General features: G+C 63.2%; 3 protein-coding genes. 1 reads left to right on the plus strand and 2 read right to left on the minus strand.

What is annotated here, in order from left to right; all coding sequences use genetic code 11:
- Positions 1-150: 150 nt before the first annotated feature.
- Both RWT78_RS15320 and RWT78_RS15325 read right to left on the minus strand, forming a co-directional pair.
- Entirely contained in the window at positions 151-16,845 is a 16,695-nt protein-coding gene (locus RWT78_RS15320; protein ID WP_314676468.1) for a non-ribosomal peptide synthetase, read from the minus strand.
- Between the two features lie 100 nt (positions 16,846-16,945).
- Complete coding sequence (locus RWT78_RS15325) at positions 16,946-17,389, minus strand: SAM-dependent methyltransferase (RefSeq protein ID WP_314676469.1); 444 nt, start codon at positions 17,387-17,389, stop codon at positions 16,946-16,948.
- 144 nt (positions 17,390-17,533) lie between these two features.
- On the opposite strand from RWT78_RS15325, the gene RWT78_RS15330 reads away from it, so the two are divergent.
- Positions 17,534-18,788: MMPL family transporter (locus tag RWT78_RS15330; protein WP_314676470.1), on the plus strand; the 1,255-nt coding region annotated here is incomplete at its 3' end.

An 18,788-nucleotide genomic window follows, 5' to 3' on the forward strand; every position in this document is an offset into this window, starting at 1 on the left:
TACAGGTAGTCCATCCCCGACGGAACGACCTGGTACGGCCGCCAATCGATGTCCCGAAGTAAGTAGCAAAGGCTACCCTTAATGAGGTGAGGGTATCAACACTACGAGCCCTCGTATAGCGGTCGACCCCGCGGAGCGATGCGACGTATGTCATAGTTTCGCCCCCTCGCTCGCGTCATCCCCTTCGGCGGCGACTGCAGCCTCGATCACGTCGACCAACTGACCTGCCCATACGCGGACCGCACCCGCATCGACGCGGTCGGCACGGAACCCGAGAGTTGCAAAGACAGGCCCATCGCCCACCGGCTCGTAAAAACTCAACGTCACATCCGCATCGGGCACTCCCACCGGAATCGGTACGAGAGAACCGAAGTCGCCGAGCCCGTCCAAATCGGCCTGTTGATGATGGATCACCATCACCTGAGGCCTCATGGACGCCGGATTACCCAGTGCCTGCTCGACATACACATATGAGACGTCCTGATTGCTCAGCGCTTCCAGATTGTTTTCCCGGATGCGAGCCAGCAATTCTGCAAACGTCGGACTACCGGACGTATCCGTGCGCAGGAGAACAACATTGAAGAACGATCCGATCATCGGTTCGAGACGGGGATCCGACCTGCCCGCAACCAGTGAACCGATGGGAAGATCGGTACCCGCGCCGGCCTTCGTGAGAACGCTGGCCAGTGCGGCCTGCAGGACCATGAACATGCTCGTGCCGGTGCGCGCAGCCAGGGCGTCGATTCCGGCGTGTAGACCCGCGTCGATGTCGACGGCGATCACGTCACCTCGAGGCTCCGAGTCACCTTCCGGCAACGGAAGATTCACACTGGTCGGTATTCCGTCGAGCGCATCCCGCCAATATGCAAGTTGCTTCGACGCACGGCTGTCGACGTCTCGGGGGTCTCCCAACAGCTCGTCCGACCACACGGTGTAATCGGCGTACGTCAATGCAAGCTCGTCCCAAACCGGTTGATCTCCCTGCGACCGGGCTGCATAAGCAGAGACCAGATCTCCCAGCAGCGGCACTACGGACCACTCGTCGACGGCGATGTAGTGCATGACGAGAAGCAGTGTCCTAGAGCCGTCTTCACCGAGCACCAGATGAACCCGCAACGGTGATTGCTCACGCAGATCCATCGGAAGTTGAGCCAGTTCGAACACCACTCGACCCACATCGCCGGCGCCGACATCGACCACATCGACAGTCGGACGCACCGATTCTCTTGCCACGACGATGCCGTCGACCTCGACGAAGGTGGTCCGCAGGGGTTCGTGCCGCGAAGTCACATCGTCCAAGGCGTGCCCGAGAATCTCCGGATCGATCTTCGATTTCAGGGTCAGCGCCAGAGCGTGGCTTGCTTGCGGTTGCGCGCCGGACGCGCGGAACAACTCCCATTGACGACGTTGCGGCGCAGACAGACCCATCGTCTCGGGACGTTTCACCGCCGGCGCCAGGATCGGACGCCCACCTTCCGAACGCGCGACGACGGCCGCCAACTCCGCAACACTCGGCGCGTCGAATACGTCTCGAATACTGACGTCCACGCCGAACGCTTCACGAATGCGACCGACCAGTTTCATCGAAGCCATCGAATGGCCGCCGAGTTCGAAGAAACTGTCGTGGACTCCGACACTCGGGAGTTGCAGGATTTCCGCGAATGCAGCCGCAACCGTGGACTCCACTGCCGTGCGAGGAGCAACATCACCCGCCAGCTCCGACCAGTCCGGAGTGGGCAACGACTTGCGGTCGAGCTTTCCGTTGGGCGTCAACGGCAGCGGACCGTCAAGGGCGACAACCATGGTCGGAACCATGTAGTCGGGCAACGACACTGCCGCGAGGTTCCGCACTGCCGTCGTGTCGACGACGACACCGGGTTCCGGTGACACGTAACCGACCAGGCGCGTGATTTCGCCCTGCCGATCCGCGACGACCGTTGCCTGCTTCACCGAAGGATGGGCACTGAGAGCTCCGATGATTTCGCCCAACTCGATTCGGAAACCGCGGATCTTGACCTGATCGTCGACGCGGCCGAGGAAGTCGATGTTCCCGTCAGTGCGCCACCGCGCGCGGTCCCCGGTGCGATACATGCGATCGCCCGCGGTGAAGGGATCGGCGATGAATCTCTGTGCCGTCAGATCGAATCGGCCCAGATAGCCTCTCGCCAGGCCGCGTCCCGCGATGTACAGCTCGCCGGATACTCCCGGCGGAACCGGACGCAGTTGATCGTCGAGCACGTACGCCTGTTCGTTGGGGTCAGGGATTCCGATGGGCACGGGACCGTTCCAACCGGGTTCCGCCTGCCACAGTGTGTTGTTCACCGTGGCTTCGGTGAGTCCGTACGCGGCAAGCAAATTCAGCCGCTCCGCCCATCGCCCGATCAGCTCCGGTGGCACCGTCTCGGTTCCGACCAACACGGTGCAGCCCTGCGGCACTTCACATCCTGCCGGCAGAGCGGCCAGCAACGAGGGAGGGATGATCGCGTGGGTGACACGATTGCTCGTCATGAAATCGGTCAGCGCCGGACCGGCAACTCGTGCATTCTGCGGCACGATCACCAGGGTGCTGCTCGTGCACAGTGCCATCGCCAGCTCGAATACCGCGACGTCGAAGCCGACCGAAGCGAACTGCATCACCACCGAACCCGGTACCAGTCGCATCCGAACCTCGGCTGTGGCAACAAGACTCGGAATACCGTCATGGGAGAGGACGGCTCCCTTCGGCTTGCCGGTCGATCCCGAGGTGTAGATGACATAGGCAGCGTGGCTGACGCCAACTGGTGGCCGGGGAGTTTCGACGATCACTGCCTCGTCCAGTTCCGCACGGATCAGCGGATCGTCCAGGAGGATTCGCTCGACGCCGACCACATCCTCGATCCGCGAGCTTTCCTCCGCGGTGGACAGAAGTACCGAGGCGCGGGAATCGGTGAGCATGTATGTGATGCGCTCGCTCGGGTGACTCAAATCCAGGGGTAGATACGCGGCCCCCAGCTTGAGCACGGCGAGGACCGACGCGACCATTTCCACCGAGCGCGGGACGGCAAGCCCCACCACGTCTTCGACCGACACTCCGCGGCGATACAGCACGCCGGCGATCCGATCACACTGCTCGGAGAGTTCGCGGTACGTGGCCTGCCCCGCCTCGTCGCGCACCGCAATCGCCTCGGGCGTAGCAACGACTCCACGCGCGAAAGCGTCGTAGAACGTCTCTTCCGGCACGTCGACGGCGGTGTCGTTGAACGAGGTGACAACTTGCTCGAGTTCGCCTGGCAAGAAGATGTCGATGTCGCCGATCTCGATGTCGGCCGATTCCACGACTGCCGCGATCACCGATTCCAATCGGTTCGAAATTCGCTGTGCCGTTTCGCGATCGAAGAGGTCGCTGCCGTATTCGAGTCGGACGTCGATGCAGCCTTCGTCGCCGAGGTACTCGGTGAAGTTGAACACCAGATCGAACTTGGCCGTGTACTCCTCGAGTTCGAACGAATCGCCGCCCGTCTCCTCGCGGCTGTGATAGCCGACCATGACCTGGAACAGCGGATTACGTGCCAAAGTACGCGACGGATTGAGGCGCTCCACCACCGTTTCGAAGGGAACGTCAGCGTTGGCGAAGGCCTCGAGATCTCCCTCGCGAACGCGATCCACCAACTCCCGGAACGTCGGGTTACCTGACGTATCCGTGCGCAGCACAATCGTATTGACGAAGAAGCCGACCAGTTCGTCGAGTCCCTGCTCACTACGTCCGGCGACGGGAGCGCCGAGGGGAAGGTCCTCACCCGCTCCGAGCGCAGTCAGCAACGCCGCCGACGCCGCGTGCAGAACCATGAACATCGAACTCCGGCTCTCGCGCGCCAGATCTCGCAGTGCAGCAGTTGTCTCGACGCCCAACCGTGTCACCACTGCACCACCGGAGAAACTCGGTCTGGCCGGTCGACTCCGGTCGGCGGGAAGCAGCAGTTCTTCGGGGGCTCCGTCCAAACTCTTCGCCCAGAAGTCCAACTGCGTGCTCAGGATGCTCGACGGATCGTCAGGGCTGCCCAACAATTCCCGTTGCCACAGAGTGTAATCCGCGTACTGAACCGGAAGCGGTTCGAAAATTGGATCTTCGCCCTGGATCCGAGAGGAGTATGCCGACATCAGATCGCGCAGGAATGGCCGATCGGACCATTCGTCCGTAGTGATGTGATGCAGGACGATCACGGCCACTACGGCACCGTCCACCTCGGCACCGTCCACCCGGATCAGACGTGCGCGAATCGGAATCTCGTCAGACAGGTCGAACGGACGACCCACTGCCACGGCAATTTCACCGGCGACACCGGATTCGTCTCGATGAACTGTCTCGACCGGAATCGTCGCCGATTCGAGAATTATCTGCTCCGGCGATCCGTCCACCAACCGGAACACCGTACGCAGGGATTCGTGTCGTTCCACGACGTCGCCGAGCGCCGCGGCGAAGACGTCCGCGTCCAGTGCGCCGTCCAAACGGAGCACGATCGGGAAATTGTAGGCCGCGGAGTTCTCCTCCATCTGTCCGATCAGCCACAATCGCTGTTGAGCGGCAGAAAGAGGAAGGTGGTCCGGCCGCGGCTTCGCTACCAGGACCGGTCGCGTCGATCCCTGCTCGGCCGCAATACGTTCCGCGAGTTCCGCCACCGTCGGCGCTTCGAAGAGATCACGCATGGTCAGACTGTTCGGAATGGCGATCCGAGCTCGACTGATCAGCTTGGTGGCCAGAAGCGAGTGCCCACCGAGGTCGAAGAAGTTGTCGTCGACTCCGATATCGTCCACATCGAGTACGTCGGAGAAGAGGTCGCAGAGGACCTCTTCCGTGTGGTTACGCGGTGCGATCGACTCCCCACTCCGCTCCCCCAGCACCGAATCAGCGGTGGGCAGTGCCTTGACGTCGAGCTTGCCGTTGACGGTCATCGGTAGTGTCTCCACCTCGATCACCACGGCCGGAACCATGTAGTCGGGTAGGAGAACTCGCGCCTGCGCGCGGTAGTCGTGCCCGGCGCCGAGTCGCACGGGTGTCACGTAGCCGACGAGCCTCTTGACTCCACCTGCCCCGACGTCGACCACCACTGCCGCTTGCCGCACATGTTCGTCGGATTCGAGAACGGAGACGATTTCGCTCGGCTCGATGCGGTGACCTCTGATCTTCACCTGATCGTCGGTGCGGCCGAGGAAGTCCAGGTTGCCGTCACCGCGTCGCCGCACGAGATCCCCGGTGCGGTACATACGTCCTCCGGTCCCAGCCGGATCTGCGACGAAGCGCTCGGACGTGAGCGCGAAGCGTCCGAGGTAGCCGCGAGCCAAACCGGCTCCGGCAATGTACAGTTCGCCGGCAACTCCATCGGGGACCGGGCGCAGCCAGCCGTCGAGGATATGCGCGGCCGTGTTCCAGATCGGTTTGCCGACGGTCGGGGTGTCACTGTCGAACGTTCCGCCACCGAGCGTGTTGATCGTGTATTCCGTCGGACCGTAGAGGTTGTAGCCCACGGTTCCCTCGGTGTCGCGCAGCCTGTTCCACACCGAATCCGGAACGGCTTCACCGCCGAGCAGGACCAACGGCGGGCGGTGGTGTCCCACACCGTCGTCGAGAAGCCCGCTGTCGATCAGGTGCGTCGCGTAGGTCGGTGTCACGTTGACGACGTCGATGTCCAGTGCGTCGCAGTATGCAACGAGCGCCTCGGCATCACGACGCAGATCCTCGTCGCAAATGTGCACCTCGTGGCCTTCCACGAGCCACAGAAGTTCCTCCCACGACATGTCGAAGGCGAAGGACACGGTGTGCGCGATCCGCAGGCGCCGGCCCGCCGCGGCGATCACGGGTTCGAAAATCGCCTCGCGGTGGTTGAACTGCATGTTCGTCAAGCCGCGGTAACCGGTGACCACGCCCTTGGGCTTGCCGGTCGAACCGGAGGTGTAGATGACGTACGCGGGGTGGTCGAGTCGATGCGGTGCCCCCGGAGCGAATGCTCCGAGTTCCGACGCGGAGAGTGCCCGCGCCGAGATCGTCAGTCTCCTTGCTGCTGTATCGGGTTCGTCGATCACGATAGTGCGGACGTCGGCACCTTCGAACCTCGGTGAGGCCGAAACGGTTGTCAGCAACACGACAGGATCCGCGTCGTCGATCATCACGGCCAACCGTTCGGCCGGATGGTCGAGTTCGAGAGGTAGGTAGGCAGCACCCGTGCGCAATACCGCGAAGAGCGCGACGACCATGTCCACCGAACGTGGTAGGCCAAGAGCGACAATCTTTTCCGGGCCGGCGCCGTAATTGATCAGCAACCGCGCCATCCGGTTGATCTCGCCGTCGAGATCGGCGTAGGTCATCCGGCGCTTCCCGAACACGAGTGCCGTGTCGTTCGGTTGCGCCGACGCGACTTCTTCGAACAGGTCGGCAATGGTGCGCTCCGGCAACTCCCGGATCTGCGTCTGCTGCGCTACTGCGGGAACCGGAGACGCAACAACCGATCCCGTCATGTCCTGCGACCAACTCTGCAGCAGGTCGACGAAGTGACCCAGTAGGTCCTCGGCCCGGCGCGCGGTCACCAGATGCGGATGGAACTCGAACTTGACGTTGACGGTGGCACCCGGTGTGACCACGACGGTCAGCGGATAGTGCGTGTGATCGATACTGTCGCTTCCACTCACGTCGTGAGCGGCGTTGAGCGCGTGGACTTGCTTCTCGTCCACGAAGTTCTGCAGGACCATCAGCACGTCGAAGAGTTGACGATGCTCGGAAACACGCTGGATCGATGCCAAACCGAGGTAGTCGAACGGCATCAGCGAAAGTCGATCCGCCTGTGTCCGACGAAGAAGTTCCTCGACGCTCTCGTTCGGATCCAGTTGCAGCCGAACGGGAACGGTGTTGAGGAACATGCCCACCACGGTGTCGATTCCCGGTACCTCGGGCGGCCGTCCGGCAACCGTGGAGCCGAAGACGACGTCCTGTCGACCGGTGGCCGACGCCAGCACGAGGGCCAGCGCTGCATTCAGTACCGTGTTGAACGTGACGCCGGACGCGGCAGCGCGCTCACGCAACGCACGCGAAAGCGTTTCCGACAGAACCGCATCGCGGCGATCCGGAAGCTGAACTTCGACGCCGGGCATCGGCTCGGCAACAAGCGTCGGCTCCTCGAGTCCTGCGAGCGCTCCGCGCCACCCCTCGTCGGCGGCTGCACCGTCGCGATCGGCCAACCAGGCGAGGTATGTCTCGAACGACCCCTCGGGTTCGCCGAATGCGCTGTCGTCGCCGCCGGTATCGTACAGCGCCAGAAGCTGACTGACGACAAGGCCGTTGGACCAGCCGTCCCACAGCAGGAACTGCCTGTTGATCACCAGACGATCCTGGCCGCCAGGCAGATGCAGCACACTCATACGCCACAGCGGCGGCGCGGTCAGGTCGAATGGCGTCACTCGGTCTTGGGCGGCGACGGCCTCGGCACGCTCACGAGCAACCGAGTCGTCGAGTTCACGGAGATCGTGGACGACGACCGGAACATCGAGTCCAGCGCTGAAGAACTGCACCGGCTCGTTCAGCCCTTCGCTCACGAAACCCGCTCGCAACGTGGGATTTCGTCGTTGAAGTGTCCGGGCGGCCGCAGCCAACCTGTCGACATCGAGGGTGTGCCCGAAGTCCATCGAGAACTGTGCCGTGTAGATGTCCCCAACACTGCTGCTGTCGCTGCTGCCCGCGTAGCCGGCTTGGAAGTACAGGCCTTCCTGCAACGGTGAGAGTGGGAGGATGCTGCTGACACCTGCCGGACTCGCATCGGCTATCGCGTCGATCTCGGTCTGACTCAGGTCGAGCAACGTCACATCGGACGGGGTCAGAATGCGAGGCCCGGCGTGACGCGCGGCCGCAGCCGCCAGATCGCCGAGGGCCGAAACCCAGCCGTCGGAGAGTGACTGCGCGTCCTCCTCGGACAAATCTTCACTTGCCCAGGCAAACTCGGCGCGGAGCCCCGAATCCACGCTGACGACATTCACGATCAGTCGGTACGGGCCTCCCATGTCTGCGTCGGGATCGGTGGACAAGGCTTCGGATTCCGCTGCCAAGGACCATGCTGTCGATCCAGCTGTCGTCGTACGTCCGAGATAGTTGAACAGAATCTGAGATTCGGAGCGCCCCGCCAATGTCGATGCCGTGCGGGCATTCACGTATCGCAGCATCCCGTAGCCGATACCGCCGTCCGGAGCCGCCCGCAGGCTCTCCTTCACCTCGCGTAGCGTGTCCACCGGGTCGATTCCGCCGTGCAGCCGCATCGGGGCAATCGTGGTGAACCAGCCGACTGTTCGCGACAGATCGATGCCCGCCACCAACTCCTCCCGGCCGTGCCGTTCGAGATCGACCAGCAATTCGTGTTCACTGCGGCCGGTGGAGCGGCGCCAGCGATCGACGGACATCGTCAGCGCTGCCAACAGAACATCCGTTCCCTCGGCACCCACCATTGCCGCAACCGATCCAAGTGCTGCCTCGGAGATTGCTCCGTCCACCGTGACCGTGCGCCTCGAGCCTCCGGATACGACGGCATCGCCCGCGGCGTCGGGGATCAACTGCGCGCCCGGAGCGGTCACGGTCAGCCAGTGATCGAGTTCGGCGAATCGATGAGCACTGTATGCGTGTTCGGCCACCGTACGGGAGAAGGTACGCAGCGAAGTTCCGACGGCATCCAGTGCGGCGGGCTCTCCGGCTTCGACTGCCACCCAGGCCATCGCGAGATCCTCGAGCAGGGTTCCCCAGGAAACCCCGTCCACGACCAGGTGGTGCGCGACTATCGCGAGTCGGCCCAGACTCTCAGCGCCGCAATCGAACCAGACCACCGAGACCATCCGCCCTGCAGACGGATCCAATCGACTGGTCGCAGTTTCAGAGTGCTCAGTGACGAGTCTTCGCAACTCGGAGTCATCCAGTCCCCGAGCATCAACGCGTTCGACCAGGTTCGCTGCCCGGACACTACCGGGTTCCTCGATCCGCGCCGACCACATCCCGCGGTCATGTCGGATCAAGGTTTGGCGAAGTCCGTCGTGGTGATCGAGCACGGCCTGCAATGCGCCGGTGATCGAACCGAGAGATGTTGCCGGAGAGTGGATCAGAACTGCCTGGTTGAAGCGGTCGGTACCACCCGTCCATTCGGACAAGCGGTGAACCACCGGCAGCGGAACCAGCTCACCCACGCCGATGTCGGCCGTGACGGTGGCATCCGAGGTGGCGACATCACCCACCGCTGCAGCGATCGCAGCGGGAGTTCGCAATTCGAAGATCTGACGCGGGGTCAGCACTACCGAATCACGACGAGCCAGGTTGACCAGTCGGATCGCCAGGATACTGTCGCCGCCGAGAGTGAAGAAATCGTCGCGCACCCCGACACGGGGCAGTCCGAGAACCGTCGCGAAATGCCCGGCGAGGAGGTCTGCAACGCCCGAGGAAACCACTCCCGTCAAGTCGCCCACCTGTGCCGCAAAATCCGGTGCAGGTAGTGCTTTTCGGTCGAGCTTGCCACTCGGGCTCAGCGGCAGCGACTCGAGCCGCACGAAGGCACTTGGCACCATGAACTCCGGTAGCACTGACAACAACTGAGCTCGAACCGCAACATCATCAGCATCTCCGACCAGGTAGGCGACCACCTGTGCGCGGTTGCTCGGACCGTCGGTTCGGACGATCACGGCACTTGCCGTGACTCCGGGGCACAGCGCCAATTGCGCTTCGATTTCGCCGAGTTCGATTCGGAATCCACGAACCTTCACCTGCTCGTCGGCACGGCCGAGGTACTCGAGAACGCCGTCGGCATTCCACCGCACGATGTCACCGGTCCGGTACATCCGCGAGCCGCCGTCGCTGTACGGATTCGCCACGAATCGTTCGGAGGTCAATCCCCCACGTCCGTGGTAACCACGCGCCAGTTGTGGCCCTGCCAGATAGAGCTCACCGGTGGCACCGGCCGGGACGTTCTGCAGGTAGGGATCGAGAACCAACAGGCCGGTGTTGGCGGTAGGTGCGCCGATCGGGACGCTGACGGCGTCTGCCGGAGTTTCCTGCACCGACGGCTGCCAACTGACGTCGACGGCGGCCTCGGTGGGGCCGTAGAGGTTGTCCACCAGAGTATTCGGCAGGATCTCGGCGACCTTGCGTGCAACGTGAACGGGCAGTGCCTCACCGCTGCAGTTGACGATCTCGAGCGAAGAGCACAGTGCTGCTTTCGGCTCCGCGAGAAACACGTCGAGCATCGACGGAACAAAATGCACGCGGGTCACGGAATGTTCGACGATGACGTCGGCCAGATAGCCAGGGTCCTTGTGTCCGTCCGGCTCGGCCATCACGAGAGTTGCCCCCACCAGGAACGGCCAGAAGAATTCGGGAACGGAGACGTCGAAGCTCGACGGGGTCTTCTGCAGCATCCGGTCGGAGACGTCCATCGGACGTATCTGCTGTGCCCAGAGCAATCGGTTGACCACACCCTCGTGGTTGACCACAACGCCTTTGGGGCGACCAGTCGAACCCGAAGTGTAGATCATGTACGCGGCATCCGCGGGCGATCCTGGGACACTCAGCGGATCGGCGGGGAACTGCGCCGACTCCGATACCGTCACCCGCGGAACCGAACCCGAATCGAGTGAAGAGTCTTCCGACACCACGACGCACACAGGATCGGCGTCACCCAGCATGTACGTCAGCCGCTCCGCCGGGTAGCCGGTGTCGAGGGGAACGTATGCTCCCCCGGCCTTTCCGATGCCGAGTATCGCGACCATCAGATCAAGAGAGCGAGGCAAGGCAACCGCTACCAACGATTCGCGTCCGACGCCACGTTCGCGCAGCAGATGCGCAAAACGATCAGCGCGAGAGTGAAGTTCGGCGTAGGTCAACGACTCTTCACGGAAGATCACTGCGGTGGCTTCGGGTGTACGCCCGGCTTGATCCTTCAGCAGCTCGGTCAGCGTTGCGCGCGGCCGATCCAAGGCCGTGCCGACGCTTCCCGGCTGTGCAGGTGTCAGCGCGATCCGGCCGATGACCTGATCGAGATCGCGCGAGAGCTCGGTGAGTACGACTGCGAGAGTTTCGGCCAGCGACGCAGCGGCATCGCCGTCCACCTGAGCAGCGTCGTACTTGAGCTCCAACGCCAATCGATCGCCGGGGACGACGATCAGGGTCAGCGGGTAGGCCGGTCGCTCGTCGAATCGAATTCCCGTCAGTCGCACCGAGTTCGTCGGATCAGCGATTGCCGTGTCACCGAGTGGATAGTTCTCGAACACGACGAGTGATTCGAAGTCCTGCTCCAGTCCGCCGGTCCGTCGCAGTTCGGGTAACCCCAGGTACTGATGGTCGAGTAGTTCCGATTGTTCCCTCTGCCAACGGGAAAGCGCTTGCGCGGCTGTCTCTGCCGGATCGAACCGCAACCGAGCCGGCACAGTGTTGATGAACAAGCCCACCATGGACTCGATACCGGGCAGGTCTCCACCGCGTCCCGATACGGTCGATCCGAACAGCACGTCCGTTCGGCCGGTCATTCGGCCGAGCACCAGCCCCCAGGCGCCGTGCACGAGCGTGCTCAGCGTCAGGCCATGGGAGCGTCCGTTGATCGCCAGTGCGCGAGTATCACTGTCGGACAGCTCGACTCGGGTGGCACAGACGCCGCTGCTGCCCGCGCTCGGCGCGGGAAGTTCGACCGCGGGCCCGGGAGAGTTCAGCGTTTCCCTCCACACCGCTGCCGAGGCCTCGTGATCGTGGCGGGCCAACCATTCGAGATAGCTGCGGTACGGCGCCGGAGTCGGGAGCACCACGCCGGAGTCGCCAACGCTGTACGACGCCATCAACTCTCGCAGCATCACCGGAACCGACCATCCGTCTGCGACCGCATGGTGAATCGACTGCAGCAGAAGGTACTTCTCCGAAGAGGCACGGACAAGCGTGTAACGGACGAGCGGCGGTTGCGCCAGGTCGAACCCGCGCGCGCGGTCGGCGGAAAGCAGTTCATCGACATCGGCGCCGGCCACCTCGACTACCGCCATCTCCACGACAGCGCTCGGGTGCACCACCTGCACGACCCGGCCGTCACCCAGGACCGAGAATCCGGTGCGCAGCGCCTCATGCCGATCGACGACGGATTGCAGCGCGCGGTGCAACGCCGCACTGTCCACGGCTCCGGTCAGTTCCACAACCTGTTGCACGACATACTGATCCGCCCCCGGATCTGCAAACGCCGAATGGAAGTAGATCCCTTCCTGCAGCGGAGTGAGTGGGAGAATCTCTTCAGCCTTCGGCAACCCGTCCACATCTGCCTGAGCGAGCGCCACCAGAGGGTAGTCCGAGGGTGTGGCTCCGCCGAAGGCTGCGAGCCCGGACACGGCCTCGAGCGAGTCCAGCCACAACCGCGCAAACCTGTCGATGTCGCTACGCAGGAAGATGTTCGACGCCCAGGTCAGGGTGGCTCGCAGTCGTGGTCCACCGGCGGCGTCCTCGGCTACGACGTCGACAGACAACGCGTGTCCCAGCGGCATGGACGGATCGGCAGCACCGTCCATCGACACCGGGAACCAGTCCCCCTCCGCTGCGGCAGTACGTCCCAGGTAGTTGAGCACCACCTCAGGCGCTGCGCCGCTACCCAACTGATCCGAGCTGCCCAGGTATCGCAATGCTCCGTACCCGAAGCCGGCGTTGGGGACGCGTCGAAGTTGCTCCTTGACGCTCTTGAGAACCCCCGCCAACTCGCCGCTCGCTTCGAGATCCGGAGCGGCTGTACCGATCTCGAGCGCCACCGGGAACACTGTGGTGAACCATCCGACGGTACGAGTCAGGTCGACGTGTGCAGCGCCGTCGCCGCGAACGATGTCCTCGTCGCGTCCGTGACCTTCCACGTCGAGCGTCACCGATCCGGCACCGCTCCACTTGGTCAGCGCCACGGCCAGCGCGGTGACCAGCACTTCGCTCACGTCGGCTCCGAATGCCCTCGGGACACTGCCCAACAATCGATCGGCGAATTCCGGAGGCAGGGTGATCGATCGCGCCGCAGCGGTGCGCGCGAGGTCAACTGCCGGGTCGAGTGCCCGACGGCCGAGAGATGCCCGTTGTGCGGACGTCAACGAGTCCCAGAACTCGATTTCCGAGTCCAGTCGCCCGGCTCCGACCGCCTCCGAGACGAGTTCGGCGTACCTTCGCACCGACGTGCCGACCGGAGCGAGTGCGGGTTCGTCGCCATTCATCGCTGCGATGCCGGCGCGCGCGAGGTCCTCGAGGATGATGCGCCACGAGACGCCGTCGACCACCACGTGGTGGATGACCAGCAACAGCCGTCCGGGACCGGTCACAGGGCGGAACAGAACAGCGCTGACCATCGTGCCGTCGGCCGGATTCAGACGGCCGACAGCTCGCTCGGTCTCGGCGACGATCAACGGTCCGCATTCTTCGAGCGGTGACGGTAGCGCACGGGTCTCGAAGACCACAGCCGCTTCGTTTGTCTCCGGAACAAGCAGCGTTCCTTCGGAAGTCAACGTCGCACGAAGTGCATCGTGGCGCGCCACCAGGGCGTCGAGCGCCGCCTGGACATGCTCGGACGTCAAGGCTGACGGCGTCTGAATCAGCGCTCGCTGGTGGAAGGTTCGTACTGCGTCCGACACTCCGAGAACCCTGGCGGCAATCGGCGTCGTGGCTACGTGGCCGATCGGTTGGTCCGCGTGGTCGACGATCTCAGCCACTCGGGAGGACTGGGCACGCGCCATAGCCTCGGCGGTGCGCAGTTGGAACACCTCGCGAGGACTGATCGACAAACCGGCAGCACGAGCCGCGGTCACGAGTGCGATCGCGACGATGCTGTCGCCGCCCAGTGCAAAGAAGTCGTCGGTAACGCCTACCGAATCGAGGCCGACTGCCGACGCGATCAACGTGCAGAACTGTTGTTCGACTTCGTTTCTCGCAGCGACATGTGCACTCAGTTCGGCGAGATCGGGCTCGGGTAGCGCGCGACGGTCGAGTTTGCCGTTTGCCGTGAGCGGAAACTTGTCGAGGACGGTGACGGTGGTCGGGACCATGTAGTCGGGCAGCTTGCTCGCAGCCCACTCGCGAAGCTCACGTGAGTCGATCGCGAGGTTCGTCCCCGACGCTGCGCTCACGTAGGCGGCGAGATACTTTGCACCTGTAGGTGCTTGGCGCACCAGAACTGCCACGTGACGCACTGCGGGGTGCGAAATCACGGCGGCTTCGACATCCTCGAGTTCCAGGCGCATGCCGCGGATCTTCACCTGATTGTCCGTGCGTCCGAGGAAGTCGAGGGTGCCGTCGGCGGTCCATCTGGCCAAGTCACCGGTGCGATACATGCGGGATCCGGCCAGATCACCTGAGACGAAGGGATCCGCGACAAAACGAGATGCGGTCAGTGCCGAAGCACCCACGTATCCGCGTCCCAGCAGGAAGCCCGCGGCGTAGAGTTCGCCGCCGGTGCCTATCGGAACCGGCTGCAAGTCGCCGTCCAACACGTACAGACGAGTGTTGGGGTTCGGCCGACCGATGGATGTGGCGATTCGTTCCGCGTCCTCGCGGTAGATCACATGGGAGACACCGATGGTCGCTTCGGCCGGGCCGTAGCCGTGATACAGCGTCGTGGACAGTTGATCGCGGAACCGATCGAAGAGTTCAGGCGTGAGAACCTCACCGCCGCACCACACGTGCTTCAACGAATCGAGCTGATCGGTCCCGTTCGCCAGATCCAGAAGGATGTCGAGCATCGACGAGACCAGGTAGACGAAAGTGACCGATTCTCCGGCGATCAGGTCGAGCAGGTATTGCGGGTCGCGTTCCCCCTCAGGCTTTGCGATCACCAATCGACCGCCGGAGACGAGCGGGAGCAGGATCTCGTTGATCGAGATGTCGAATGAGAGTGGGGCTTTGAACAGTGAGGCATCGCCGGGCCCGAACCCGAGAATCCGCTCCCGCTGCCACAGCAACCTTGCGCAGATTGCCTCGTGGCGGATCATGGCGCCCTTCGGACGTCCGGTCGAACCGGACGTGAAGATGACGTATGCGAGTTGGGCACCGTGAATACGAATGTCGGAGGTCATTGTCTCGGACAGGTCCGAGGGCCCGTCCTCGTACGCCCACGCGGAGAGATCGACCGGAACGGAGTCGTCTGCACCGTCCGGGGTGAGCACCAGCGTGGCGCCGGCATCGGCTAGTACCGATTCGCGACGCTCTGCGGGCCACGACGGATCCAGTGGCACGAAGGCGCCGCCGGCGCACATGACGGCCAACAACCCCACCACCATCTCGGCAGATCGCGGAAGGCCGATCGCCACAACGGTTTCGGGGGCAAAACCGCGAGAGATCAAGTGCGCTGCTAGCTGCGATACCCGACTTTCGAGTTCGGCGTAAGTCAGCCGGACGTCGCCGTCGACCACGGCGACAGCGCCCCGATCGGCAGAGAAGCTGCTGCGCAACAATTCCGGCACCGTCGTGACGGGCTGCGGCTCTGCGGTGTCGTTCCACCCATGGAGCACGAGTTCTCGTTCCGCCGACGCCATGGGATCGAGTGCCGAGATCGGAAGCTGCGGCTCGGCTACAAATCGATCGAGGAACTGTTCGATTCTTGCGGTGTGATCAGCCAGTTCGCGATCGAATCCGGACGGAGCGCGGACGTCGATCTCGATCGGTTCCCCGTCCTGACCCCCGCGCACACTCAGATCCAGGTCAGTGACTCGACCGGTTACCGAATTACGCACGCGCACCGGGCATCCGCCGAAGGTGAGTGTGTGTTCGAACATCATCGAGTTGATGCCGGGACCGAAGACCTGACGGTCGGGATCGATCGCCCGAATGTCGCGAGCGAGATCCTCTCCCCGGTAGCGCCCGTGCTTGAGTATCGAGATCAGGGCGGTGTCGAGTCGAGTTGCCAACTGGCCGATGGTTTCCGAGCGTTCTACCCGAATACTCAGCGGCAAAATTGTCGACGCCATCGAAGGAGTGCGACGCATGTCGCGCCCCACCCGAGCGGCCATCGGTACCGAGACGACAACGTCGTGCTTTCCGGTGGTTCGTGCGATGTACGCGATCAGCGCGGCCATGGGCAGGCGAGTTCGTCGAATCCCGGCGTCGGCCGCATAGCGGTAGAGCTGTGCCGCGCGATCAGCGTCGAGCGTGAGCATCGCTGAGATCGGCGGCAGCGAATCATCCACCTGCCCATGCAGAATACGCGTCGCTTCCGGTCCCGATTCAACGCGTTCGACCCAGTACTGACGGTCGGTCTGGAATCGCGGAGAGTTCCGGTAATCCAGATCGGCTGCAACCACGGCGTCGAGTGACCATTGCGGCGCGGCAGTCCCGAGATTCGGATCGTCGTATCGCTCGGCGACGTCGGCGACGATGAGCGAGATGCCGTACCCGTCGACCACGCTGTGGTGATAGCGCTGATACCAGATGACTCGGTCGTCTGCGGTCAGCAGAAGCACCTGGCGGAACAGCAGATCGTCCGGACCGAAGACCCGAGCCATGTCGGTGTCCATCCACGACTGCGCAGTCGAATCGGGATCCGCCTCGGCCCGAAGGTCGAGAATTTCCACGTCCCAGCGCGCATCCGGAATCGACACCTGGATCAGCTGGTTGTCGGCATCGACCTCGAAGTGCACGAACAGCGCTTCGACGCGTCCGACGCTGGCCTCGATCGCCGCTGCCGCGCGCTCGACGTCGATCGTGCCGTCGACCTCGACGACAAGTCCGATGTTGTAGACCGGACTGCTCGGATCGACGTTCTGAGCAACCCACACCTCACGCTGAGCGGCCGTCGCCGGGAGCGCTGCGTCCAGATGGCCACCACCCGAGACAGACGGGTGAGCTACCTGAGAGTGGTCAGACATCGAGAATCCGATCATCGTCGTTCATGCTCATCGAACGACGAACACCCTCGCAAGTTTAGGGTAGGCTACCCAGGAACGTGAAGGTGCGCTCCCGCCCTGGTCAGACCTGTTCCCACGGACCGAATTCGAGCAAAACGTCAATTGCCGTCTTACCGTCCTGCGACCGAACGACATGTTCGAGGGCATAGACCCTCGATCCCTCCGCAGCGCGAGCGAGATCGGAAATACCGGGCAGAATGGTCGGTTCGGGTGGACCGCCCACACCACGATGGAAGTTCTCGATGGAATGTCCCAGATAGAGGACGCGTCCACCTGGGGCAACCCACTGCCCGACGCGATTCAAGGTTGCGGCCAGATGGTCGACCGCAGTCACCGACCAACCTTGCCCAGCCATCCACCGCGCGTGACGGCCGTCGCCGCAGGCCAGATCGATCGCGGTGCCCGGTCTCAGATCGGAAATTCTTGTTGCGACGGTTCCCGCCGGGTCGACTCCCCATGGCTCCGTCACCGCTCGGTATCGCTCGTCCCAGTCGCGTGCGTCCATGATTGCTCTCCCATATCCGTTTCACCGTCACAGATCGGACGGCGCCCCCCAGCAGCATAGAGAACCCTCGAATGTGACAGATCTATACCCCTGGGGGTATACAAGTGACGGACAGGAATACCCCCACCCGTATCAGGAGTGAAGATGTCAGCGACCAGAACAATCACCGCGGACCCACCCACCCGAGCCGACGGCATACTTGCTCGTCTCGGTCGATCGATGGCGACTCACACCCGCTTCGTCGTCGGCGTCTGGTTGATCGCGTTGATCGCACTCGGCGCCGCAGCACCCAGTGTCTTCACCTCCCTCGCCGGCGCGGGTTGGCAGGCAAACGGATCCGAATCCGTGCAAGTTCGCGAGTTGGCCGAGCAGCATTTCGGTGGAAATTCCTCCGCCGCAGTGCAGGTGGTCGTTCACTCGGATTCTCTACCCATCACGGATCCGTCGATGCAGCAAACGCTGACGGCGGCAACGGAAATCTTTTCCGCGGACCCTCGTTTCGGCGAAGTGGTCGCCCCGCAGCCCGGTATGACCATCAGCCCGGACGGACATACCGGCATCATGATCGCGGGCGCCAACGCAAGTACCGACGAGATGGTCAGTGCGGTAGACGAACTCGGCAAGGAAATCACTGCATTGTCCACGGACACCATCGAGGTGTACCCGACGGGTGCGTCGGCGTTGTGGAGCGATTTCAACAAGGCCAATCACGAAGCGATGATCAAAGCCGAAATGATGTCGTGGCCCGTCACTCTCGCGATCATGGTGTTGGCCTTCGGCTCCCTGGTTGCCGCGGGTCTACCACTACTGCTGACGCTTGCGGGCCTGGTCGCTTCGGCGGGCGGGCTTGTAATCCTCAACGAGATCACGCCGATTTCCGTGTGGGCCATGAACTTCGCGATGATGTTCGCTCTCGCGCTCGGCATCGACTACGCACTCTTCCTCGTCGCCAGGTTCCGGGATGCATTGCGAACCGATCCGGATCCGCGGGCCGCCGTGGCTCAAACCATGGACACCGCCGGCAAAGCTGTGGTCCTTTCCGGCCTCACAGTTCTGGTCAGTTTGTCTGCGGTTCTCATCGTTCCAGCCCCGGCCGTACGCACGATGGCTGTCGGAATCATGCTCGCTGTGATCTTCGTTCTCGCCGCAACACTCACCCTGCTACCTGCCGTGCTCGGCCGGATCGGCGCCAAGGTCAACGGCGGTTCACTACCGTATGCAAAGCGTCAGCAGCACCGCTCCCCGATGTTCGCAGCTTGGGCATCCCTGCTGCACAAGCACCCGTGGCCTTTCGGCATCGGCGCATTGATCGTCCTGATCGCACTCGTTGTTCCGGTCTTCGGCCTGAAGGTGGCAATGCCCTCCATCGCCGTGGTTCCCGAGGACGCCCCGGTTCGCC

This window comes from uncultured Rhodococcus sp., from assembly GCF_963525155.1.
GTDB lineage: Bacteria > Actinomycetota > Actinomycetes > Mycobacteriales > Mycobacteriaceae > Rhodococcus_F > Rhodococcus_F qingshengii.

Coding starts and splice junctions, on each gene's coding strand:
- RWT78_RS15320 (WP_314676468.1), bottom strand. CDS start 16,845: ATGTCTGACCACTCTCAGGTAGCTCACCCGTCTGTCTCGGGTGGTGGC.
- RWT78_RS15325 (WP_314676469.1), bottom strand. CDS start 17,389: ATGGACGCACGCGACTGGGACGAGCGATACCGAGCGGTGACGGAGCCA.